Source organism: Streptomyces sp. NPDC001502, from assembly GCF_042894785.1.
GTDB lineage: Bacteria > Actinomycetota > Actinomycetes > Streptomycetales > Streptomycetaceae > Streptomyces > Streptomyces kutzneri.
In genome coordinates this window covers 17302-39186 of sequence record NZ_JBIAVW010000039.1, presented here as the reverse complement: position 1 = coordinate 39186, position 21885 = coordinate 17302, and the positions used below count along the sequence as shown (strand labels likewise).

The 21885-nt window shown below is 74.8% G+C and carries 18 protein-coding genes; 7 read left to right on the top strand and 11 right to left on the bottom strand.

What is annotated here, in order from left to right:
* Nucleotides 1-2: 2 nt before the first annotated feature.
* Nucleotides 3-575 carry an FxsA family membrane protein gene (gene fxsA / locus ACFY0D_RS38725; RefSeq protein ID WP_390802570.1) on the top strand — a complete coding sequence of 191 codons (573 nt, stop codon included), beginning with the start codon at nt 3-5 and terminating at the stop codon, nt 573-575.
* A gap of 116 nt (nt 576-691) precedes the next feature.
* Here the strand turns inward: fxsA and ACFY0D_RS38720 are convergent, their stop codons facing one another.
* The 3 genes from ACFY0D_RS38720 to ACFY0D_RS38710 all read right to left on the bottom strand — a co-directional run bounded on the left by ACFY0D_RS38720 (nt 692) and on the right by ACFY0D_RS38710 (nt 3654).
* On the bottom strand, nt 692-1066 hold the full coding sequence (locus tag ACFY0D_RS38720) for an RNA polymerase-binding protein RbpA (protein ID WP_007262928.1): 375 nt from the start codon (nt 1064-1066) through the stop codon (nt 692-694).
* Between the two features lie 313 nt (nt 1067-1379).
* Nucleotides 1380-2816 (bottom strand): MFS transporter, encoded by a 1437-nt coding sequence (locus ACFY0D_RS38715; RefSeq protein ID WP_390802569.1) that lies wholly within the window; start codon nt 2814-2816, stop codon nt 1380-1382.
* Nucleotides 2817-2883: 67 nt separating this feature from the next.
* On the bottom strand, nt 2884-3654 hold the full coding sequence (locus tag ACFY0D_RS38710; protein ID WP_390802568.1) for a glycerophosphodiester phosphodiesterase family protein: 771 nt from the start codon (nt 3652-3654) through the stop codon (nt 2884-2886).
* A gap of 226 nt (nt 3655-3880) precedes the next feature.
* Between ACFY0D_RS38710 and ACFY0D_RS38705 the strand changes: the two genes are divergently transcribed.
* Complete coding sequence (locus tag ACFY0D_RS38705; protein WP_390802567.1) at nt 3881-5383, top strand: PLP-dependent aminotransferase family protein; 1503 nt, start codon at nt 3881-3883, stop codon at nt 5381-5383.
* A 162-nt stretch (nt 5384-5545) separates the two neighbouring features.
* Here ACFY0D_RS38705 and ACFY0D_RS38700 read toward each other — a convergent pair whose 3' ends face one another.
* Nucleotides 5546-7183, bottom strand: coding sequence for a hypothetical protein (locus tag ACFY0D_RS38700; protein ID WP_390802566.1), 1638 nt, complete (start codon nt 7181-7183; stop codon nt 5546-5548).
* Nucleotides 7184-7252: 69 nt separating this feature from the next.
* Nucleotides 7253-7447: a hypothetical protein gene (locus ACFY0D_RS38695; RefSeq protein ID WP_007262923.1), complete on the bottom strand. Its 195-nt coding sequence runs from the start codon at nt 7445-7447 to the stop codon at nt 7253-7255.
* Between the two features lie 321 nt (nt 7448-7768).
* Here ACFY0D_RS38695 and ACFY0D_RS38690 point away from each other — a divergent pair, with 321 nt between their 5' ends.
* Both ACFY0D_RS38690 and ACFY0D_RS38685 read left to right on the top strand, forming a co-directional pair.
* Nucleotides 7769-8191 carry an ankyrin repeat domain-containing protein gene (locus ACFY0D_RS38690; protein ID WP_390802565.1) on the top strand — a complete coding sequence of 141 codons (423 nt, stop codon included), beginning with the start codon at nt 7769-7771 and terminating at the stop codon, nt 8189-8191.
* 337 nt (nt 8192-8528) lie between these two features.
* Nucleotides 8529-9926 carry a HEAT repeat domain-containing protein gene (locus ACFY0D_RS38685; protein WP_390802564.1) on the top strand — a complete coding sequence of 466 codons (1398 nt, stop codon included), beginning with the start codon at nt 8529-8531 and terminating at the stop codon, nt 9924-9926.
* A gap of 95 nt (nt 9927-10021) precedes the next feature.
* Here the strand turns inward: ACFY0D_RS38685 and ACFY0D_RS38680 are convergent, their stop codons facing one another.
* From ACFY0D_RS38680 to ACFY0D_RS38660, 5 genes are all read right to left on the bottom strand, one after another.
* On the bottom strand, nt 10022-10693 hold the full coding sequence (locus ACFY0D_RS38680; protein WP_390802563.1) for a hypothetical protein: 672 nt from the start codon (nt 10691-10693) through the stop codon (nt 10022-10024).
* Nucleotides 10690-11262 (bottom strand): RNA polymerase sigma factor, encoded by a 573-nt coding sequence (locus ACFY0D_RS38675; RefSeq protein WP_390802562.1) that lies wholly within the window; start codon nt 11260-11262, stop codon nt 10690-10692. The genes ACFY0D_RS38680 and ACFY0D_RS38675 overlap by 4 nt, the downstream gene beginning before the upstream one ends.
* A 73-nt stretch (nt 11263-11335) precedes the next feature.
* Nucleotides 11336-12214, bottom strand: a complete 879-nt coding sequence (locus ACFY0D_RS38670; RefSeq protein WP_390802561.1) for a biotin-dependent carboxyltransferase family protein — start codon at nt 12212-12214, stop codon at nt 11336-11338.
* On the bottom strand, nt 12207-12830 hold the full coding sequence (locus ACFY0D_RS38665) for an allophanate hydrolase subunit 1 (RefSeq protein WP_390802560.1): 624 nt from the start codon (nt 12828-12830) through the stop codon (nt 12207-12209). Before ACFY0D_RS38665 ends, ACFY0D_RS38670 begins: the two co-directional genes overlap by 8 nt.
* On the bottom strand, nt 12827-13621 hold the full coding sequence (locus tag ACFY0D_RS38660) for a LamB/YcsF family protein (protein WP_390802559.1): 795 nt from the start codon (nt 13619-13621) through the stop codon (nt 12827-12829). The genes ACFY0D_RS38665 and ACFY0D_RS38660 overlap by 4 nt, the downstream gene beginning before the upstream one ends.
* Before the next feature lie 99 nt (nt 13622-13720).
* Here ACFY0D_RS38660 and ACFY0D_RS38655 point away from each other — a divergent pair, with 99 nt between their 5' ends.
* The 3 genes from ACFY0D_RS38655 to ACFY0D_RS38645 all read left to right on the top strand — a co-directional run bounded on the left by ACFY0D_RS38655 (nt 13721) and on the right by ACFY0D_RS38645 (nt 21260).
* Nucleotides 13721-15244 carry a hypothetical protein gene (locus ACFY0D_RS38655; protein ID WP_390802558.1) on the top strand — a complete coding sequence of 508 codons (1524 nt, stop codon included), beginning with the start codon at nt 13721-13723 and terminating at the stop codon, nt 15242-15244.
* Nucleotides 15245-15539: 295 nt separating this feature from the next.
* Nucleotides 15540-16442: a hypothetical protein gene (locus tag ACFY0D_RS38650; protein ID WP_390802557.1), complete on the top strand. Its 903-nt coding sequence runs from the start codon at nt 15540-15542 to the stop codon at nt 16440-16442.
* 75 nt (nt 16443-16517) lie between these two features.
* Complete coding sequence (locus tag ACFY0D_RS38645) at nt 16518-21260, top strand: hypothetical protein (protein WP_390802556.1); 4743 nt, start codon at nt 16518-16520, stop codon at nt 21258-21260.
* Nucleotides 21261-21286: 26 nt separating this feature from the next.
* Here ACFY0D_RS38645 and ACFY0D_RS38640 read toward each other — a convergent pair whose 3' ends face one another.
* Nucleotides 21287-21745: a hypothetical protein gene (locus ACFY0D_RS38640; protein WP_390802555.1), complete on the bottom strand. Its 459-nt coding sequence runs from the start codon at nt 21743-21745 to the stop codon at nt 21287-21289.
* Nucleotides 21746-21885 lie beyond the last annotated feature (140 nt).

Below are 21885 nucleotides of genomic sequence, written 5' to 3'. Positions count from 1 at the left end.
CTATGACGACCGGCATTTCCACGGCCCCCCGGCGGCGCTCGCCCGCCCGTACGTTCCTCCCCCTGGCGATCGCCGCCTGGCTGATCCTGGAGATCTGGCTGCTCACCGTGGTCGCGGACGTGGCCGGCGGGCTCGCCGTCGCCGCGCTGCTCGCGGGCGGCATCGTCCTGGGCGCGGTGGTCATCAAGCGGGCCGGGCGGCGTGCCTTCAAGAACCTGGCGAGCACCTTCCAGCAGGCCCAGCAGGGGCAGCAGCCCACTCCGCAGCAGCCCGGCCAGGGCAACGGCCTCACGATGCTGGCGGGCCTGCTCCTGATGCTTCCCGGCCTGATCTCCGACGTGGCGGGCCTGGTCCTGCTGCTGCCGCCCGTCCGGGCCTGGATCGGCCGCAGGGCGACCCGTTCGCTGGAGCGGAAGATGGCCTCGGCCCCCGCCGGCAGCTTCGGTGACGCCTTCCAGCAGGCCCGCATCCACCATCCCGACGGCAAGGTCGTCCAGGGTGAGGTCGTCCGCGAGGACCGGCCCGGCCGAGAGGGCGGCCCGGACGCGGCGTACCGCCCGCCGCTGGCCCCGTAAGGCGCCCGCAGAGCCCCGGCAGGGCCTCGCGTGAGGCGAAGAGAACACGGACAAGCCGAGGGGCCCCGCCACACAGTGTGTGGCGGGGCCCCTCGGCTTGTGTATCCGTCCGGCTGTCAGGCGGACTTGCGGCTGTCCCGCGGATGCACGGCAATGTTCATGGCGCCGGAACGCAGAACTGCAAGCCTTTCGGCCAGCACTTCCTCCAGCTCCTCGCGGGTGCGTCGCTCCATGAGCATGTCCCAGTGCGTTCGCGCAGGCTTGCCCTTCTTCTCTTCGGGCCCATCCCCGTCCACCAGGAGTGCCATGGCGCCGCACGCCTTGCACTCCCACTCCGGCGGAATTTCTGCCTCAACCGAGAACGGCATCTCAAATCGATGTCCGTTCTGGCATGCGTACTCCACCGCCTGGCGCGGGGCCAGATCGATGCCGCGGTCCGTCTCGTAGCTGGTAACCACGAGGCGCGTACCGCGGAGAGCTCGCTCACTCATGAATCGTGCCTCCCGGGCTTGTCGCCCACAGGACAGGTGTCGCTGTCGTCGTCATCCGGTCAACGTCCGGTCGGCGGTATAGATTCCCGCTCCGGGTCGTGCGTCGCCCGTCGTGCCGCCCCTTGTTGTACCCACCAGTGCCCGTTTTGTCACATCTGGCAGCAGATGTCACCCAACGTCCACGCTTCTTGAGCGCGCAGTAACGGTCCGCCTGGCAGGCCAAAGGCGTACACTACCGGCCCTTTGCTTCAACGTCTAAATTCGTTCGGAATTCGTTCGCAGATCCGGGCGGGGCGCACTCGCGGACCCACTCTCAGATCCGCTCCGGTACAGGATTGCCTGCCGCCTCCACCGCGCGCCGCACCGGCACTCGCGCCAGGAGCACGAATCCCAGTGCGAAGAAGACCACCAGCGAGATGATCGCGTCCCGGTAGCTGCCCGTGAGCTGGTACGTCAGGCCGAACACCAGCGGCCCCACCCAGCTCAGGCCCCGGTCGCTCATCTCGTACGCCGAGAAGTACTCGGCCTCCTTGCCCGCCGGCACCAGGTGCGAGAACAGCGAGCGCGACAGCGCCTGGCTGCCTCCCAGCACCAGCCCGATCATCGCGGCGAGTGCGAAGAACCACACCGGGGTCCGGGCCGGCAGGAAGTATCCGGCCGCCAGCGTCACCGCCCACGCGGCCAGCGAGCCCAGGATCGTCCGCTTGGCTCCGTAGATCCGGGCGAGGCGGCCCATGCCCAGCGCGCCCGCCACCGCCAGGATCTGCACCAGCAGCACCGCCCCGATCAGGGTGGACTGCTCCAGCTTCAGCTCCTCCGAGCCGTAGATGGAGGCCTGGGAGATCACGGTCTGCACGCCGTCGTTGTAGATCAGGTACGCCAGCAGGAACGACAGGGTCAGCGGATAGCGCCGCATGTCCTTCAGGGTGGCGACGAGCTGCTTCCAGCCACTGACGGCCGGAGCCGCCCCCGGCTCCCGCACCACGGCCCGGTCCCGCAGTCGGCGCAGCGGGATCAGGGCAAAGGCCCCCCACCACAGGCCCGCGGAGGCCAGGCAGATCCGGATCGCCATGCCCTCGGAGAGGCCGAAGGAGTCGTGCCCCATGTAGAGCACCAGGTTCACCACCAGCATCACGGACCCGGCGGTGTAGCCGAAGGCCCAGCCCCGCGAGGAGACGGTGTCCCGTTCGTCGGGGGTGGAGATCTGCGGCAGATAGGCGTTGTAGAGCACCATCGAGACGGACAGCGAGGCGTTCGCCACGACGAGCAGCAGGCCGCCCAGCAGATAGCGCTCACCGCCCAGGAAGAACATGGCGGCCGTCGCCGCGGCGCCCGTGTAGGCCGCCGCCGCCAGCAGCGGCTTCTTGCGACCGGTCCGGTCGGCGACGGCCCCCACCAGCGGCATCAGCAGGACGGCCAGGATCACCGAGGCCGAGACGGAGTAGGCGAAGAAGGATCCGGCGCGCACCGGGATGCCCAGCGGGTGCACGAAGCCCTCGGCGTCCGCGGCGGCCTTGGCCACCGCGGTCAGATAGGGCCCGAGGAACACGGTCAGCACGCTCGCCGAGTAGACCGAGACAGCAAAGTCGTAGAAGTACCAGCCCCGCTGCTCGCGCTTGCGCTCGGCGGTCGCGGCGGTCGCGGCGCTCGCAGCGGTCGTGTCGGCCTTGGTCGTCGTGGCGGCCGCGGCTCTGTCGTCCTCCGCCCCGGGTTCCGCTTCCTCGGTCCTGCTGCTCTCTTCCGCACTCATGCGGTGTCCCCCTCGCTGGTCCCGTTCCGCAGCGGCATTCCGGCCCGGGCGAGGGGTGAAGGGCGAGTCAGGCCCAGGCCCCGCGCCGGTCCAGCACCGTGCGCAAGATGTCGATCCGGTCGGTCATGATGCCATCGACACCCAGGTCGAGGAGAGCCTCCATGCGTTCCGGTTCGTTCACGGTCCAGACGTGCACCTGGAGTCCCCGCTCGTGCGCGGTCCGTACGAACCGGCGGTCGACCACGCGGATGCCGGCCTGGGTCTCCGGAACCTGCGCCGCCACCGCGCCCACGCGCAGCGCCGCGGGAATGGCGTACGAGCGCAGCCTCAGGCCGAGCACCCCGCGCACGCCGTAGGAGGTCGCCAGCCGGGGCCCGGCGATCTTCTGGGCGCGGGCCACCCGGCTCTCCGAGAAGGAGCTCACGCAGACCCGGTCCCAGATCCCGGCCCGGGCGACCAGATTGACCAGCGGGTGCAGTGCCGACTCCGCCTTGACGTCGATGTTCCAGCGGGCGTCCGGGAACTCCTCCAGCAGCTCCTCGAAGAGCGGCAGCGGCTCGGTGCCCCCCACCCGGGCCTCACGGACCCGCTTCCAGGGCAGTTCGGCGATCCGGCCCCGGCCGTCGGTGACCCGGTCCAGCGTGGAGTCGTGGAAGGCGACGAGTTTCCCGTCCGCCGTGGCGTGCACATCGGTCTCGAAGTACCGGTAGCCCGCTTCGGCGGCCCGGCGGAAGGCGGCGGCGGTGTTCTCCAGCCCGTCCGCGGCACCGCCCCGGTGCGCGAAGGGGATCGGAGCCGGGTGGTCCAGATACGGATGGCGAAGGCGTACGTGCGTCACGGCGGCAGTATGCCTCTTGTTACCCGTGGGGAGGGTGCGGCCCGGTGGCTGCGTGGTGAACGGCGCGCCGTTCACAGCCGTGCGGCCCCACCGCCGGGGGTTCAGGTACCCCCCGCCCCTGGTCCGGGTGGCCCCCGGCGTGACAGGGTGTAGGGGCGGAAGCAATCCAATACAGGCCGCGCCCGGGGTCGGGCGGGGCCAATTCGACGAAGGTGGACCGGACAGCATGGCCGAATGGACCTCAGCGGTCGGTGCCGCACAGCTCGCCCGCCTCATCACCTCCCAACAGGAGCGGCCGAGCGTCCCCGGGGCGCGCAAGCTGCCCGCCTACCGGACCCTCGCCGACGGCATCCGCCTGCTCGTCCTCGAAGGCCGCGTCCCCGTCGCCGCCCGGCTGCCCGCCGAGCGGGAACTGGCCGTCGCCCTCTCCCTCAGCCGCACCACCGTCGCCGCCGCCTACGAGGCCCTGCGGGGCGAGGGGTTCCTGGAGTCCCGCCGCGGCGCAGGCAGCTGGACCTCCGTCCCGGCCGGGAACCCGCTGCCCGCCCGGGGCCTGGAGCCGCTGCCGCCCGAGTCCCTCGGTTCGATGATCGACCTCGGCTGCGCCGCGCTCCCGGCCCCGGAACCGTGGCTCACCAAGGCCGTCCAGGGCGCTCTGGAGGAGCTGCCGCCGTACGCGCACACCCACGGGGACTACCCGGCGGGCCTGCCCGCGCTGCGCCGGATGCTCGCCGACCGCTACACGGAGCAGGGCATTCCGACCATGCCCGAGCAGATCATGGTCACCACCGGTGCGATGGGCGCCATCGACGCCATCTGCAGCCTCTTCGCCGGGCGCGGGGAGCGGATCGCCGTCGAGTCCCCCTCCTACGCCAACATCCTCCAGCTCATGCGTGCCGCCGGGGTCCGTCTCGTGCCCGTCGCCATGGCCGCCGGCCTCAGCGGCTGGGACATGGACGTCTGGCGGCAGGTGCTGCGCGATTCGGCCCCCCGCCTCGCCTATGTGGTCGCCGACTTCCACAACCCGACCGGGGCCCTGGCCTCCGAGGACCAGCGCCGCGCGATGGTGGAGGCCGCCCGCTCGGCCGGCACCGTCCTGGTGGCCGACGAGACCATGGTGGAGCTCCAGCTGGACGCGGACCTGGCGATGCCCCGCCCGGTGTGCTCCTTCGACCCGGCCGGCAGCACGGTCATCACGGTCGGCTCCGCCAGCAAGGCGTTCTGGGCGGGCATGCGGATCGGCTGGGTCCGCGCGGCCCCCGACGTGATCCGCAGCCTGGTCGCCGCCCGCGCCTACGCCGACCTGGGCACCCCGGTGCTGGAACAGCTCGCGGTGAACTGGCTGATGCGGACCGGGGGCTGGCAGGAGGCCGTCGGGATCCGCCGCGAGCAGGCCCGCGAGAACCGGGACGCGCTGGTCGCGGCGGTCCGCCGGGAGCTGCCGGACTGGGAGTTCGCGGTGCCGCAGGGCGGGCTGACCCTGTGGGCCCGCGCGGGCGGGCTCTCCGGCTCGCGGCTGGCCGAGGTGGGGGAGCGGGTCGGGGTACGGGTCCCCTCGGGGCCGAGGTTCGGCGTGGACGGGGCCTTCGAGGGCTACGTCCGGCTGCCGTTCACCGTGGGCGGGCCGGTGGCCGAGGAGGCCGCCTCCCGGCTGGCGGCGGCGGCCCGGCTGGTCGGCACGGGCGCGGGCGGCAGCGGGGCGGAGCCGCCCCGTACGTTCGTGGCGTAACCCACCGGACCCGCTGCCCGATGCCCGCTGGCTGTCGGGGTCGGGTGCGTGCCGGGGCGTCCCCGCAGGGCGCCGAACGCGGCCACCCCTCGCGCTCCGGCCCCTCGCCGCATTCGGCGTCCGAGGAGATGCCCCGGCGCGCCCGGCCCCGTCTCAACCGGCCTACGAAGCCTCGGCCTCGGCCGGCACCTCCGCGATCTCCGGGACGTCCAGAGCCGAGCCCTGCGCCGGCGGCTGCCCCTGGAGCGGCTTGCCCAGCGTGCTCCGGTCCCGCCCACCGCCCCCGACGGGCGCGAGCCGGTCCGGCAGGAGCTCCAGCACGGCCTGGCGGTACGCCGGGTGCGCGGCCTCGTCGTACGGGTCCGGGGTGGCGGGCACCTGAAGCCGGTGCACGGGCCCGGTGCCGAGCCGGGCGTACCCGCGCCCCGGCGGCACCTGGGCCGTCGGGGTGGTGTGCGGCGGCAGCCCCAGTACGTCGGCGACCTGCTGGACCGCGGCGGGCCCGAGCACGACGCGGGCGCGGGTGTGCTGCCAGACGGCGTCGTTCAGCAGTTCCAGGTGCCCGAACTGCTCGGCCACCACCACGGTGACGTGCGCGGGCCGTCCGTGCCGCAGCGGCACCTGCAGCTGGGCCAGCGGGTCGGGGCCGCCCTCGGCGACGGAGAGGTGGGCCAGCACGCTCGGCTGGTCCAGCAGGATCCACAGGGGCCGCCGGGTGTCCTCGGGCGCGGGCCGGCCGACCTCGCGGGCCCGGTGGGTGGCGATGAGCCGCCGTTCGGTCTCCTGCGCGGCCCATTCCAGCGTGGCCTGCGCCCCGGTCGGGCCGCACTCCACGGCGAGGACGCCGCTGCGGCCGGACAGGCAGGAGTACTCGCCGCTGCCGCCGCCGTCGACGATCAGTACGTCGCCCCCGTGCCGCAGGGCCTGCAGGGCGACGGAGCGCAGCAGGGTGGAGGTGCCGCTGCCGGGCTGGCCGACGGCCAGCAGATGGGGCTCGGTGGAGCGGGGCCCGGTGCGCCAGATCACCGGCGGCACGTCCCGGGGCTCGTCGCCCTCCAGGACGGGCAGGGTGCGCTGCACGCCGCCGGCGTCGGTGAAGCCGAGCACGGTCTCGCCGGGGGAGGTGACGAACGGCTGGGCGGCGATGCCCGTCGGCAGCGCCGCCAGCACCCTCAGGCCGAGCTGGTTGCCCTCCTCGTCCCAGTCGAAGAGATACTCCCGTCCGCGCCCGGACTTGGCGTGCAGCAGTGCCTCGATCCGGGTCCGTGAGGTGGCCTCGCCGTCGGTGAAGTAGGCCGGGTAGCGGATGTGGAGCCGGGTGATGCGGCCCGCCTCGTCGAACTCGTAGCCGCTGAAGGCCTTGTCCCAGTCCCCGCCGTGGGCGAAGAGCGGACTCGGGTCCTCCGGGATGGAGAAGTACGGCACGAGGGCTTCGTAGAGGGAGCCGAGCCGTTCGGTCTCGGCATCGCTGGGTCCGGTCTTCGCCGGGGTGCGGTCGCGTCCGTGCCAGGCCGCCGCCGCCATGAGGGTGATCAGGGCGAGGAGGGGGCCGTAGGAGACGAGTGCGACCACCAGGACGCAGGCGGCTCCGAGGAACAGCGCGGGACCACGCTTGTCCTTGGGGGTCTGCGACCACCGGCGCCGCCCGGCCGCGGCCAGGATGCGCAGGCCGCGTCCGATGACGAGGAGCGGATGGAGGACGTCCGTGGCACTGTCGGCGGCCGTGCGAGCGAGGTCGCGGCCCCGGGCCAGCGACGTGGTGCCGCTGCTGAGGATGCGGGGAAGTGGGCGCCGGGCCACGGGCGTCTCCTGGAGTTGTGGGTGTGACGGTGTTCCGGGTGCTGCTGGTGTGGCTGCCTGATGGCCGGGCTAGAGCTTGATCCCGCCGAGCAGGCTCGCGAGGCTCGCCGTGCTCGCCGTGATGCTCGGGGCGATGGCGGAGCCGGCGAGGAAGAAGCCGAAGAGCGCGCAGACGAACGCGTGCGTCAGCTTCATCCCGTCCTTCTTGAAGAAGAGGAAGCAGATGATGCCGAGCAGGACCACGCCTGAGATGGACAGGACCATGAGGTTTTCTCCTGGTTGGTGGGGACAGTCACCATCAGTTCTTCCAGGCTCACAGGAAGTATCAATGCGACAAAAGGTGCATACGGGTGAATTTCAGGGTTTTTCACTTGACCGGCTCAGCCCGGCTGGCGTGCCCGGCGCGCAGGCGGTCGAAGGTGATCATTGCCTCGGCCCGACCCGGACATGTGCAGGCCAGGGCGCTACTCTGGCGATTCACCCGTACGGACGCAGCGCCGTGCACCCCCCTGCCTCCGACCGGGTCTTCGACGTCGTGACGGGCGGGCGGACCATGTCAGCAACGAGTGAAAGGCGGTACGAACCATGAGCGAGCACGCAGCCGGGGGCTCCGGTTCCCAGGACGTCCCCGACGAGGACGTCATCGAACTGGCCACCAAGATCTTCGACCTCGCCCGCCAGGGTGAAACCGAGGCGCTCACCGCCTACCTGGACGCCGGGGTTCCGGCGAACCTCACCAACGACCGCGGCGACACCCTGGTCATGCTCGCCGCCTACCACGGCCACGCCGACGCCGTGTCGGCCCTGCTGGCCCGCGGCGCCGAGGCCGACCGCGCCAACGACCGCGGCCAGACCCCGCTCGCCGGCGCGGTCTTCAAGGGCGAGGAGGCCGTCATCCGCGCGCTGCTCGCCGGCGGGGCCGACCCGAAGGCCGGAACCCCCTCCGCCGTGGACACGGCGCGCATGTTCGCCAAGGCCGACCTGCTGGAACTTTTCGGAGCCGAGTAGTCCGGTTTCGTCGGGGATCTGGCCGGGCCCGGACGCATCCCCAGCTCACAGGTTGGTCACGGCGGCCATAAATGTGGTCGCGGCGCACAAACCGCCTGGGTCATCATGGCGTCGGATTCGATTCGCGAGCACGGGGGACGGGCAGAAGCGGGCGAGCGAGAACACGAAGGGTGTGCGAGGCCAGCCCGGCCTCCATGATCACGAAGCACCGACGAGAGTGAGAAGGCAATGGTCTACATCGAGCGGAACATGACGGCGGACGTCCTCACATGCTGTTACGCGGCCCTGTGAATCCCGATTCCCGGTTGCGTCCCCAGCTTGATTTGAGGCCATTCCCATGTTCGAACCAGTCATAGCGCCGAGCGGTACCCTGCTCGGGCTCCTCCAGCGGGGCCGTGGCGACGGCACGCTGCACGCACTCGCGGCACCCAGGGCGGAGGCCCTTGAGGCCCTCAACCAGTGCGTGCTCCGCGATCCGCGCCAGGACTGGCAGGTCGAGAACCGCTCCTTGTACTACGCCCGGCTGTACCTGGACCTCGCCGGTCCCCTGGGCGAGATCGAGGCCCACCTCTTCAGCGCCGACGACCTCGTCGACGAAGAGGACCACCGCACGGGCCTCGCCCTGTCCGTCCTGGGCCACCTGGCCTCCTACGGCCGCGACGACGCGCTCATGCTGCTGCGCCGCTACGCCGCCTCCGGGGCGAACTGGGCCTGGGCACTCGACGAGCTGGCCCTGCGCGACGACGACGAAGGCCTGCGGTCCCTGGCCTCGGCCGTCCTCGCCCGCTTCCCCGCCACGGCGGAGGGCGAGGCGCGGCTGGCCGCCGCCGTCCGCGACGCCTACGAGCCCCGCCCGTGGTGCCTGTGGGAGGAGACCCCCCAGTACGGGGAGCGCCTGCGCGCCGCCCGTCAGCAGGGTTCCTTCGACCGCTGGCAGCGTCAGATGACCCCGAGCGGGCCCCGGCCCGGCTGGGGCGTCCAGGCCGTCTTCGACTGGGCCGCCGACGGGCTGCGCCGCGGCACCCCGCTGCACGTCCCCGCGGCCCGCTGTCTCGCCGCCGTGGCCCAGCCCGAGGACCGCTCCGCCATCCTCGCGGCCGCCGCCGGCGCCGACGGAGAGGCCGCCCGGGCCACCGCCCTGCACCACCTGGTCCTCGCCGAGCCGGACAACCCGGCCGTGCTGGACCTCATCGAAGCCGCCGCCGACGAGCCCGCCGTGGCCGCCTACGAGCGCATGTGCGGCCCCGAGGCCGTCGAACGGGCCCGGCGCTGGGTCCACCGCCCCGACGCGCTCGGCGGGGCCGCCGCGGCCATCCTGGCCGCCCGCGGCGGAGCCGAGGACGCGGGCCTGGTGCTGGGCGCCCTGCGCTCCACCGTGCGCGGTGCGGGCCCGGACACCCGGCGCCTGTTCGCCCTGGTGGACGGGGTCGGCCGGCTCGCCGTCGGCTGCGCGGCCCCCGTGCTGCGCCACATCTACCGCGAGACCGCCTCGTCCCACCTGCGCGGCCGGGCCGCACGGGCCCTGGCCAGCACCGACCCCTCCTTCGCGGCGGGCTTCGCCGTCGAATGCCTGTGGGACTGCGAGGAGACCACCCGCGAGGTGGCGGCCCGCCACGCCGAGACGGCCGACGCCCGCGTGGCACCCCGGCTGCGCCGCCTGGCCGCCGATCCGGCGGAGGAGGAGGACGTCCAGTCGGCCGTCCGCAGCCGCATCGCACCGGAGTCCGCCGTGTAGCCCCGCCGGCAGCCCCACCGACACCACTCGGCCCGGCCCCCTGACAAGAGGGGGCCGGGCCGAGTGTTGTGACGGCGTGCGGCCGCGCAGCGCGATCAGGGCGAAGGCGTCATGGTGGCCGGCAGGGTGGGGACTCGGGTGGGGGGCCCCGACCGCTGCGCCTCCAGGAAGGCCTCCCGGTAGTCGTCCGCGCAGTACGGGACGTGTTCGTTCGGCAGGATTCCGAAGGCGAGTCCTTCCCTCCCCTCCCACCACGGCTGGAAGTACGCCCACGCGAGCACGAGTGTGTGTCCTGCGGGGACCGCCTTCGGGTTGACCTTGAGGGTGTGTCCGTCATCGCCGCGCGACAGACCGGCCGCGGGATCGGCCTGCGGGCCGCGTCTCCAGCCCTTGACCGCCTTGCACTCGGTTTCCGGCAGCGGCGGGACCGCGACGGCCCGGACCCCCAGCTCCTTCAGCCGGTCGGCCAGAGCCGGGAGCTGCGCCTGCCGGGGCGGATCGAACCGCAGCGACCCGTCCGGCTCCTTCGTGATCTCGGGCGCGCCCGAGGCCGAAGGGGTCGGCGTGCCGGCCGGCAGGGGCCCGGTGCGGCTGCCGCCCGTGAGCGTCATGACGGCGACCACGGTGGCCGTGGCGGCGCCCACCGCGAGCGGAATGCCGTACCGCCGGGCGAAGGACCGGGCGGGGGGCGTGGGCACCGCCTCCGGGAGACGGGCCAGGAGCGCGGCCTTCAGTCGCTCCTCGAAGCCACTGGGGCTGCTGTTCATCGGGCTGCCTCCATCTGGCGTGCGGTCATGGAGCCCGGGGCGCCCAGGGCGCGCCGGGCCCGGTGCAGGCGGACGCGGATCGTCGCCTGGGTGACGCCGAGGGCCTGGGCGGCTTCGGCCGGGGTGAGCTGGTCGAGCACGACCAGGTCGAGGGCGGCGCGCAGCGGCTCGGACAGGGCGGCGTGGCGCTCCGCGAGCTCCCTGAACGCGCGCTGGGCGTCGATCCGCTCCTCCAGCGCCGCCACGTCCTCGTCGTCGAGCAGGCGCCGCCCGCTCAGCCGCGCCAGCGCGCCGCTCTCGCGGGCCAGCCCGCGGGCGTGGCCCGACAGGACGTTGCGGGCTATTCCGAACACCCAGGCGACCGGCGCTCCCCTGTCGGGCCGGTAGCCGCGGGCCGAGCCCATCGCGGCGAGGAAGATGTCGGCCGTCAGGTCCGCCGCCAGGTGCGGGTCGGCGACCCGGCGCGTGACGAAGCCGAGTACGGCGTCGATGTGTTCCTCGTAGAACGCCGCGAACCCCTCGGGCGTGGTGAGGTCCGGTGGTCCGGTCTCGTGTCGTGGGCTGGGCACCCGGTTCCTCCCCTGCGCGGGGGACCCGGTCGGCCCCCTCAACCAGTACTTGGCCGAAGCCGCCCCGAACGTTTCACCGGGACCTCACGAACCTGACCGGCGCGCCCGGCCGGGCCTGCGCCGCCGCGTCCAGGGCCGGGCCCGGCGGGACCACGCCCACCACCGGGTAGCCGCCCGTCACCGGGTGATCGGCCAGGAACACCACCGGCAGCCCGTCCGGTGGCACCTGGACCGCGCCCAGCACCATGCCCTCGCTCGGCAGCTCGCCCGCCCGGGCGCGGACCAGCGCGGGGCCCGCCTCCGTCCGCAGCCCGATCCGGTTGGACGCCGCCGACACCCGGAACGCCGCCCGCCACAGCCCGGCGAGGGACGCCTCGGTGAACCAGTCCGCCCGCGGCCCGAGCCGCAGCGGGAGCAGCAGCTCCGAAGGCGGCCCGGGCAGGCCGCAGGCATCCGCCCCGGGGGCCGGGTCCGGGCCCGGCGGGCCCACCGGCAGCAGCATCCCGGCCGACAGGGCCGGCGGCCCCAGCCCGGACAGCAGGTCCGTGGAGCGACTGCCCAGGACCGGCGGGACGGTGAGGCCTCCCCGCACCGCGACGTAGCCGCGCACTCCCGACTCCGCCCGGCCCACCTCCAGCTCAGCCCCCGCCGGGAGCCGGACCGGCGCCCCCCAGGCCACCGGACGGCCGGAGATCCGTACCGGACAGGGCGCGCCCGTGACCGCCACGGTGGTCGCAGCCAGGGCCCGCAGCCCGACCCCGTCCAGGGTCGTCTCCAGCGCCGCCGCGTCCGGCGCGTTGCCGACGAGCCGGTTGGCCAGCGCGTACGCCGCCGTGTCGAGGGCTCCCGAGCGCGGGACCCCCAGATGCGCGTACCCCGGGCGCCCCCGGTCCTGGACCGTCGTCAGCGCACCCGGCCGCACCACGAGCAGCCCCGGGAGTTCCTCAGCCACGGCCGGCCTCCTCCGTGAACCGGACGCGGACCCCGGGCGCGAACAGCGCCGCCGGTTCGCGCCGCGGCTCCCACAGCACCGCGTCCGTGGAGCCGATCAGCTGCCAGCCGCCGGGGGAGGAGCGCGGGTACACCCCCGCGTACTCCCCGGCCAGCGCCAGCGAGCCCGCCGGGACGGCCGTACGGGGCGTCTCGCGGCGGGGGACGTGGAAGCGCTCCGGCAGCCCCGTCAGGTACCCGAAGCCCGGCGCGAAACCGCAGAAGGCCACCCGGAAGACGGTGGCGCCGACGATCCCCGGGACCTCCCGCGGGGCGACCCCCCACAGCCGGGCCACCTCCACCAGGTCCGGGCCGTCGTACCGCACCGGCACGGTGACCTGCGGCCCCTGCGTCGGCGCGAGCGGCGGCACCTCCCACCGCGCGATCCGGGCACCGAGCGCCGCCGGGTCCCGTACGCCGTCCAGCAGCACGGTCCGCGCGGCCGGCACGAGGTCCCGTACGGGCCCCAGCTCGCCCGCCTCCCGGCGGCGCAGCAGCTCGGCGTGGAGCGCGGCGACCTCGTCCGCCGAGTCCAGTTCGATCAGCAGCGCCGCACCACCCACCACCAGGGGCCTCACGCGAAGGCCTCCACCCGGACCCCGGCCGCGCCCAGCGCCTCCCGGACCCGGCGGGCGAGCCCGGCCGCCCCCGGGGTGTCCCCGTGCAGGCACAGCGAGCGCGCGGCCACCCGGACCGGCGACCCGTCGGCCGCCGTCACCGCCCCCTCGGCCGCCATCCGGACGGCCCGGGCCACGACCGCCTCCGGGTCGTGCAGCACGGCGTCCGGCTCGCCGCGCGGGACCAGCGTCCCCGCCGGCGTGTAGGCGCGGTCGGCGAAGGCCTCCGGTACGGGAGCCAGCCCGGCCTCCCCGGCGGCGGCGAGCAGCAGCGATCCGGGCAGCCCCAGCAGCGGCAGGCCCCCGGTGGCACCGGACCCGGCCGCCATCCGGACGCCCGCGACCACGGCGGCGGCCTGGCCCGCGTCGTGCACGGTGCGGTTGTAGAGCGCGCCGTGCGGTTTCACATAGGACACCCGGGAGCCGGCCGCCCGGGCGAACACCTCCAGCGCCCCGATCTGGTAGGCCACCTCGTCGGCGAGCTCACCGGGCGGCACGTCCATGGAGCGCCGCCCGAAGCCGGCGAGATCGCGGTAGGACACCTGCGCGCCGATCCGCACGCCCCGCTCCGCGGCCAGCTCGCACACGCGGCGCATGATGGACGGGTCACCGGCGTGGAAGCCGCAGGCCACATTGGCGCTCGTGACGACGGAGAGCAGGGCCTCGTCGTCGGTGAGCGTCCAGCGCCCGAAGCCCTCGCCGAGGTCGGCGTTGAGGTCGATCACCGGAACGGATGCGATCATGGAATCCATGCGCCGAGCGTAGAGCAGGCGGCCGGACCGGCTGCCGGGACGATCCGGCCGAACCATGCCGTTTGGGATGTTGTCAGTAACAGGACCTAGTCTTTGTCCGTGACTCTCCCCGCCCCGGCGAAGACCCTTCCGTCCCCGGCGCCGGGCCCGGCCGCCGACGAGGGCCTGGCCCGGCGGCTGCGCGCCCTCGCCTGCACCGCCCCGCTCCACGACCTCGACGTACGCAAGGCCAATCTGGCCGGCGAGTACGGGGTCTACGCGATGGCGGAGGTCGCGCTGGCCGCGATCGACCTGGTCACGCTCAACATGGACTTCGACACGGGCGCCGACCACGAGCAGATAGTGGCCAGGCTGCTGCCCCGCGTCGCGGCCCAGGCCCCCGCCCGCCCGGCGGCCGAGCACGAGCGGGTGGCCCGCTGGGTGCTGGAGAACCTGATCAACGTCGGCAGCGTGGACCGCGGTTTCCGCGCGATCTACGGCACCTTCGGCACCGACGGCGTCTACGTGCGCCGGGACTACGACTTCAAGCTGATCGAAGAGGTCCCCGGCTACGGCGGCGTGGTCTACCTGCGCACCACCGACGAGGCCGTCAACGTCCTGGTCGGCGCCCTCGACACGGACGTCACCAGCGCCCAGATCGCCGCCGAGGTCAAGCTGGAGGTGCTGATCAGCCGCGGCCGCCTGGCCGACGCCCAGCTCGCCGCCGAGCAGGCCCGCTACCGGACCGTCCAGTACGCCGAGACCCTGCGCCGCACGCTGGACGCGACGCGCCGCAACGTCCGGGCGGTGGACTGGCTCCAGGCCGTGCCCGACATGATCGCCGAGGCCCTGGACCACGTCGCCGACCGCTACCGCCACGAGAACGCGATCCTGACCAACATCCGCAAGGCGCGCGACGAGGCGGAGGCCGTGTTTGATTCAAAAGCGGGGGAGAACAAGCGGCGCGCGGCCGAACTCGTCGACATCGTCAAGGACTGCATCCGCCGTCACACCCAGCTCCAGTCCCGGCTGCTGGACGCCGGCCCGCTGTTCCGCGCCGAACAGGACCGCCAGGCCTTCGCCGCCCCGGCACCCCGCTCCGGCATCGACCTGTACGGCCAGCTCGTCGCCCCGCTCCTGCCGCTCCCCCTGGAGCAGGCGAGCCGGGTGACCGCCGCCTTCTTCGCCTCCGGCGCGGGGCTGCGCACGCCCGTCTCGGTGCGCGTGGCCGACCTGGTCGAGATCCTGCTCACCCCGCCGGTGGAGCGCGAGCACCTCGGCGCGGAGATGCCCGAACCGGACCTCATCGCCACCCCGGACGACAGCCGCTTCAGCGAGGAGCAGCTCACCGCCGCGATGGAGCTCCTGGACCTCCCGCACGACGCCCCGCGGCGGCTGTCCGGACTCCTGGCGGAGGCCCGCCGCAGCGATCCGGAACTGCCGTACCTGGTGGCCCTGCTGGCCGTCCACGCGGCGAGCCCGGCCGTCGGCACGGCCTACCGGCAGGGGGAGGAGCGCCTCCTCTTCGCGGTGGACGACGGCACGCAGCTCGACGACCCCGAATTCGGCGGCGCCGACCTCATCGTCGGCACCGCCCTCCTGGACGCCGCCGGCATGGCGGCCGACCGTGCGGAGGCGGTGTGACCGTGCACGCGGCTGCGCTGCCACGCCGGGCCCGTTCAGCCTCGGCTCGGCCAAATCCAGCCTCGCCGGCGTTTGAGGCGCAGGTCCGGGCGGAGCCCGGTGCCCGGCGGAGCCGGGTTCCCTGGGGCGCCGCCCCAGACCCCGCGCCTCAAACGCCGGCGAAGCTGGATGTGGCTGAGCCACCGGCCGGACGCCCGCGCGTCGCGAACCACGCCGGCGAGGCCGCATCCCCTGCGCGGCTCGGCCGCACGCTCCGTACCGCCCGAACGACCCGCACCGCCGAGGAGACCCACCCGTGAGCGACCACCACGCCGAGCACCCCGCGTGGAGCGAGCCCGTGCCAACGGCCCCGGCCGCGCCGGTCCAGGCCGCCGCGCCGGTGACTCCCGCCGACGCCGCCGACGCGGCCCGGCTCGTCGCCTTCGGGCTGCAGCCCAAGCTGCTCCCCGCCCGGGACGCCGAGTACGCGGAGCTGCTCCGCCGCTACCGCGAGGACCCCGCCTTCGGCCGGCTCGCCGACGCCGTCGCCACCGGCCTCGGCCTCGTCGTCCTGGAAGTGTCCCCGCGCGCCGGCATGGCCGTGGCCGCCGGTGAGGACTCCGTCTTCGCCGTCCGGATGGGCGACTACGCCCGCCGCACCGCCGCCGACTCCGCCGACCGCTTCCTGCACGGCCTCGCGCACCTCGCCGTGGCCGCCCTGGCCTTCCCGCGCCCCGAGGACCTCGCCGACGACGGCTACATCGGCCGCATCACCGTCAACGGCGTCGACGCCTTCGTCCGGCAGACCTGCCGCCGCCTGGAGGAGCGCGCCGAGGAACTCGGCGAGAACACCGACCCGGCCACCGACGCCCCCGGCCTGGAGGCCGCCTGGCGCGTCTACGCCCGCCGCAGCGCGACCGGCGCCACCAAGGACGCCCGCCGCCTCGCGGGCTCCACCACCGGCATCGTCGGCAAGGCGGCCGCCTTCCTCACCGACTCCGGTTTCCTCCAGCGCACCGCGGACGAGGCCGGCGGCACCTACCGCACCACCCCCCGCTACCAGCTCCAGGTCCGTGACATGGCGGGCAGCGCGGCGATGGCCGAGCTCCTGGAACTCGGCGTGGTCCCCGTCAGCGACGGCTCCGCCACCCTGCTGCCGCCGCCCGAGGGCGACGACCTGGAACTGGCCGCCGACGCCGGGCTCCCGTTCCACGCCTGAGCCCCCGGGCCCCGCGGCCCGCGCCCCGATCCCCGTACGTCCTGCCTCACCAAGACACCACGAGAGTCCGCCGCCATGTACGAGCTGTCCCGGATCCGCCTCTACTCCATCGGGCCCGCCGGCGCGCGCTACGCCGACACCGTGCTCGACCTGCGCGGAGTCGGCGAACCGGTGCCCCACCCGGCGCCGACCCAGGCGGAGTTCTTCGAGGACGAGCCCACCGGCCCGCCGCGCCGGCCCGCGCCCGCCGGGGTGCTCTTCCTGGAGAACGGCGGCGGCAAATCCGTCCTCCTCAAGCTGATCTTCTCGGTGATGCTCCCCGGCCACCGCAACACCCTCGGCGGCGCCAGCTCCGGCGTCCTGCGCAAGTTCCTGCTCGCCGACGACTGCGGCCACGTCGCCCTGGAGTGGCAGCACACCCAGACCGGCGAGTGCGTGGTCGTCGGCAAGGTCAGCGAATGGCGCGGCCGCCAGGTCTCCAACGACCCGCGCAAGTTCGCCGAGGCCTGGTACTCCTTCCGCCCCGGCCCCGGCCTGAGCCTCGACAGCCTGCCCGTCGCCGAGGCCACCTCCGTGCGCCCGCCCGTCGAAGGCGCCTCCGGGGCCCAGGGCCGCCGCCGCACGATGAAGGGCTTCCGCGACTCCCTCACCGAGGCGGGCAAGGCGTACCCGCACCTGGAGGTGTACTTCGAGGAGATCCACGACCGCTGGAACGAGCACCTCACCGAACTCGGCCTCGACCCCGAACTCTTCCGCTACCAGCGCGAGATGAACGCCGACGAGGGCGAGGCGGCCGGCCTCTTCGCGGTCAAGAAGGACTCCGACTTCACCGACCTCCTGCTGCGCGCCGTCACCGACACCCGCGACACGGACGGCCTCGCCGACCTCGTCCACGGCTTCGGCAACAAGCTCGGCCGCCGCGCCGAGCTCATGGCCGAACGGGACTTCACCGCAGGCTCGGTGGACCTGCTCACCCGCATCGTCGAGGCCGCCGGAGCCCGCTCCCGGCTGCGCGACGTACACGCGGGCGCGGAACGCCGTACGCGCACCCTCGCCCGGCGGCTGTCCGCCCGCGCCGCCGAGGAGCGCGGCCGGGCCGCCGACCTCGCCCAGCAGGTCACCGGCGCCGCCCACCAGGTCACCGCCGCCGAGTCCGCGCGCACCCGCAGCGCCGCCGTCTCCGCCGAACTCGCCTACCGGCATGCCTCGCTGGCCCTGACCGTCGCCGACAAGGCCGCCGCGGCCCAGCGCCGCGAACTCCTCGAAGCCCGGACCCTGCACTCCGCGTGGCAGGCCGCCGAGAACGTGCTGCGCCACCGGGCAGCCGCCGACCGCTCGGCGCGCGTCGCCGCCGCGATCCTGGAGGCCGAGCGGGACGCCGCCCCGGCCCTGGCCGCCCGCGCCACCGCCGCCGGTGAGCTCGTCCGCGCCCTGCACACCGCCGCCGAGCACGGCGAGCGGCTCGCCAACGAGGAGGAGGAGCGTTCCGCCGCGCTCCAGGCCACCGGCGAGGACGCCCACCGCGACGCCACCGCCGCCGCCACGGCCGCCCAGCGGGCCCGCAGCGAGGCCGAGCACCTGCGCTCGCGGCTGGCCGAGGTCCAGCAGGAGACCGCCGAGGCCGTCCGCGCCGGCTGGCTCGACGACACCGCCCCCGACGCCGACCCGGCCCGCGCGGCCCTCGCCGCCGCCGACGCCGAGAAGACCGCCGTGGCAGCCTGGGACGAGTCCCGGGAAGCCGCCCGCGCCACCGCCGAGGCCGCCCGCGAGGCCGCCGCCGCGGAATCCCGCGCCGAGCTCACCGCCGCCCGCGCGGCGGACGCCGCCGACGCGGCCGGGGCCGCCCACGACGCGGAGCACCGGGCCGCGGCCTCCCTCGCCACCGCCCCGCGCCTGGCCGAGCTGCTGGGGCTCCCGTCGGTCCCCGCCTCCTTCCTTCCCCACCCGCGCACGCAGAGCGGTACCCCCGGCGCCCTCGCGGGCTCCGGCGCGCAGGCCGCGTCGGCCGCGTCGGCCGGGGCCGCGCACGGATCCGCCGGGCACGGCCCCGCCCCGGCCGGTCCCGCCGGCCGCCCCGAAGCCGCCGGCGGCGGGCTCACCGTCGCCGACCTCGACCGCAACGCCGACGACCTGCGCACCCTGCTCACCGACGGGGTCGCCGCGGCCGAACGCCAGCTCTTCGAACTGCGCACCGCGGCCGCCGACGACGCCCGCATCCTCGGCGCCCTCGGCGACGGCGGCCTGCTGCCGCCCGGCCCGGACGTCCTCGCCACCGTGGAGTACCTCGGCGAGCACGGCATCCCCGCCCTCCCCGGCTGGCGCTACCTCGCCCAGTCCGTGGACCCCGCCGACCACGCCGCCGTCCTCGCCGCCCGCCCCGAACTCGTCGACGGCGTCGTCATCACCGACCCCGACACCCACGGCCGGGCCCGCGAGGTCCTCTCCGGCGCCGCGCTGCTTCCCCGTTCCACCGTCGCCGTCGGCACGGCCGCCGCCCTGCTGGCCCCGCTGCCGCCGGCCGGAGACGACACCGACACCGGGGTGTTCCTCGTACCGCCGAACCCGGCCATGCACGACGAGCACGCCGCCGACGAGGAGCGCCAGGCGCTGCGCGCCCGCGCCGCCGCCCGCGACACCGAGATCCGCGACCTCGCCGCCCGCCTCGGCGGTGACCGCGAACTCGCCGCCCGCCTCGCCTCCTGGCGCACCGGCTGCCCGCCCGGCCGCCTCACCGAACTCGCGGAAGCGGCGGCCGCCGCCCGGATGTTCGCCGAGGAGACCGACGCCGAGCTCGCGGAGGCCCGTACCGTACGCGCCGAGGCCGACGAGGCCGCCGCCGACGCGGCCCGCGTCCGCGAGGAGCGCCAGGACGCCGCCCAGCGCGCCCGCCGCGCCGCCGACGCCCTCGCGGGGCTGGCCTTCCGGCTGCGCGAGCGCGCCGGCTGGCAGGCCAGGCTCCGCGAACTCGCCGACGACGCCGCCGAGTCCGAGGCCCGCGCCGAGGTGTGCCTGGACCGGGCGCGCGCCGCCGACGAGGACCGCCGCGCCGCCCAGCGCGCCGCCGACGACGCACGCCGCACCGCCCGCGCCCTGCGCGCCGAACGCGCCGAGATCGCCGGCGCCCCCGACCAGGTGACCGACAGCGACGGTGACGGCCCCCGGGCGCCGCTGCCCGACCTGCGCGAGGCCTACCGGGCGGCCTCCCAGCTCTACGAGAAGGTCGGCGTCGGCGCCGACCTGCGCGCCGAACAGGCCCGCGCCGAGAGCGACGAGAGCGCCGCCCTGGCCGAGCTCGACCGCCTCACCAACAAGGTCCGTACCCGAGCCGCCCAGCTCCTCGAAGGCACCGACGGTGCCGACGGCCCCTCCCGGCAGGCCGCGGCCGCCCGTGCCGAGTCCCTCGTGCAGATGCTGGAGACCCGTGCGTCCACCGCCAGCGAGCAGCTCGGCCGGCTGCGCGGCGAGGCCGAACGGCACGCTCCCACCGAGGGCGAGGCGCACACCGAACTCCCCGAGGAGCTCGTCCCCGAGGACGTCGAACAGGCCCAGGCCCTGCTGCGTACGGCCACCGCCCAGCTCGCCGCCCACAGCGCGGCCGTGGAGAGCGCCCGGGCCGCCCACGCGGACCTGCTGCGCGCCCACCGCACCGCCGAGGACGGCGCCGGCGGCTTCGACGAGACCGCGGCGATGCTCCGGGACCTGCTGCGCGACCACACCCACCAGGACGACGAGCAGGAGCCGGTGCCCCATGCGGGCACTCTGGAGGAGGCCCGCCAGTCCGCGACCGAGGCCCGCCGCTCCCTGCGCGGCTGCTCGGCCGACCTCTCGGCCGCCGAGTCCGCGGTGCGCGAGGCGAGCGACATCCTGGTCCGGCACGCCAACGCCACCCGCTACGAGCAGGTACGCACCCCCGCGCGCCAGCAGATCCGCGAACTGCCCGCCTCCGCACTGCCCGAGCACGCGGCGGCCTGGGCCGCGGCCTTCGCGCCCCGGCTGCGCGTCCTCACCGACGAACTGGCCCAGCTGGAGCGCAACCGCGACAGCATCGTCGACCGCCTGCGCGGCCTCGTCGAATCGGCCCTGGCCACGCTCCGCTCCGCGCAGCGGCTCTCGCAGCTCCCGGAGGGCCTCGGCGAATGGTCGGGCCAGGAGTTCCTGCGGATCCGTTTCGAGGAGCCGGACCAGGCCACGCTCACGGAGCGGCTCGGCGAGGTCATCGACGAGGCCACCCGCGCTGCCGTGAAGAAGAACAGCAGCGCCTCCTTCGGCGAGGGCCGCCGTGACGGCATGTCCCTGCTGCTGAGGGGCGTCCAGGCGGCCCTGGAGCCCAAGGGCATCTCCGTGGAGATCCTCAAGCCCGACGCGGTGCTGCGCGCCGAGCGGGTGCCGGTGGGGCAGATGGGCGACGTGTTCTCCGGCGGGCAGCTGCTGACCGCCGCGATCGCGCTGTACTGCACGATGGCGGCGCTGCGCAGCAACGACCGCGGCCGTGACAAGCACCGGCACGCGGGCACGCTGTTCCTCGACAATCCGATCGGCCGCGCCAACGCCACGTACCTGCTGGAGCTCCAGCGGGCCGTCTCCGACGCACTGGGCGTCCAGCTGCTCTACACGACCGGCCTGTTCGACACCACGGCCCTCGCCGAGTTCCCGCTGGTGATCCGCCTGCGCAACGACGCGGACCTGCGGGCGGGCCTGAAGTACATCAGCGTCGAGGAGCACCTGCGCCCGGGGCTGCCGCAGCAGTCCGCGGAGACGGAGACCATCCACGGCGAGATCACGGCGACCCGCATGTTCCGCCGCAGCGGCGTTTCCTGACACGCGGGGGCGCCGGTACGAGGGCGTCAGCGCGCGGAATACCGGCCGGAGGCCGCCAGAGGGCCCTCCTCGCGGGGTATTCGGCCCGCGGCGGCCTTCCGGGCCTCCCGGGCCGCCCGGGAGGCCCGACGGGCCTCCCGGCGGCGGCTGCGTGCCGTGCTGCTCGGTTCCGACAGGACCCCGTACCGCTGGTTCCAGGTCTGCCGGGTGATCCACACGTCCAGCACGCCCCAGGTGGCCACGATCGTCCCCGCTATCGCGCCGAGCCCCATCGGAAGGGCCAGCCAGGACCCGGTCAGGGTCAGGAAGAACGTGATCGCCGCCTGCGTCAGGGTCACGGCCACGATCAGCACCGCCCGCACCGCGGAGGTCCGTACCGAATCCGGCATCCGGCGCCGCCGGGCCGGCTCCTCGACCCACAGTCCCCGCCCGGCCCCACCGGCACCCAGGCCCGCACTCGCGCCGCCGCCCTCGTCACTGCTCATGGTCCGCTCACTCCCCACCGCGCGGTCCGTCATGCCTGCTCGCCCTGCCTACTTGCCACGTCTGCCCACCACGTCCACCCCTCACGTCCGCTGCGAGGTTCCCCCTCGAACAGACAGACGTTCGGCGGTGCCGAGAGATT

Coding starts and splice junctions, on each gene's coding strand:
- ACFY0D_RS38715 (WP_390802569.1), bottom strand. CDS start 2,816: ATGAGTGCGGAAGAGAGCAGCAGGACCGAGGAAGCGGAACCCGGGGCG.
- ACFY0D_RS38645 (WP_390802556.1), top strand. CDS start 16,518: ATGTACGAGCTGTCCCGGATCCGCCTCTACTCCATCGGGCCCGCCGGC.
- ACFY0D_RS38695 (WP_007262923.1), bottom strand. CDS start 7,447: ATGGTCCTGTCCATCTCAGGCGTGGTCCTGCTCGGCATCATCTGCTTC.
- ACFY0D_RS38640 (WP_390802555.1), bottom strand. CDS start 21,745: ATGAGCAGTGACGAGGGCGGCGGCGCGAGTGCGGGCCTGGGTGCCGGT.
- ACFY0D_RS38660 (WP_390802559.1), bottom strand. CDS start 13,621: ATGGATTCCATGATCGCATCCGTTCCGGTGATCGACCTCAACGCCGAC.
- ACFY0D_RS38705 (WP_390802567.1), top strand. CDS start 3,881: ATGGCCGAATGGACCTCAGCGGTCGGTGCCGCACAGCTCGCCCGCCTC.
- ACFY0D_RS38685 (WP_390802564.1), top strand. CDS start 8,529: ATGTTCGAACCAGTCATAGCGCCGAGCGGTACCCTGCTCGGGCTCCTC.
- ACFY0D_RS38690 (WP_390802565.1), top strand. CDS start 7,769: ATGAGCGAGCACGCAGCCGGGGGCTCCGGTTCCCAGGACGTCCCCGAC.
- fxsA (WP_390802570.1), top strand. CDS start 3: ATGACGACCGGCATTTCCACGGCCCCCCGGCGGCGCTCGCCCGCCCGT.
- ACFY0D_RS38680 (WP_390802563.1), bottom strand. CDS start 10,693: ATGAACAGCAGCCCCAGTGGCTTCGAGGAGCGACTGAAGGCCGCGCTC.
- ACFY0D_RS38720 (WP_007262928.1), bottom strand. CDS start 1,066: ATGAGTGAGCGAGCTCTCCGCGGTACGCGCCTCGTGGTTACCAGCTAC.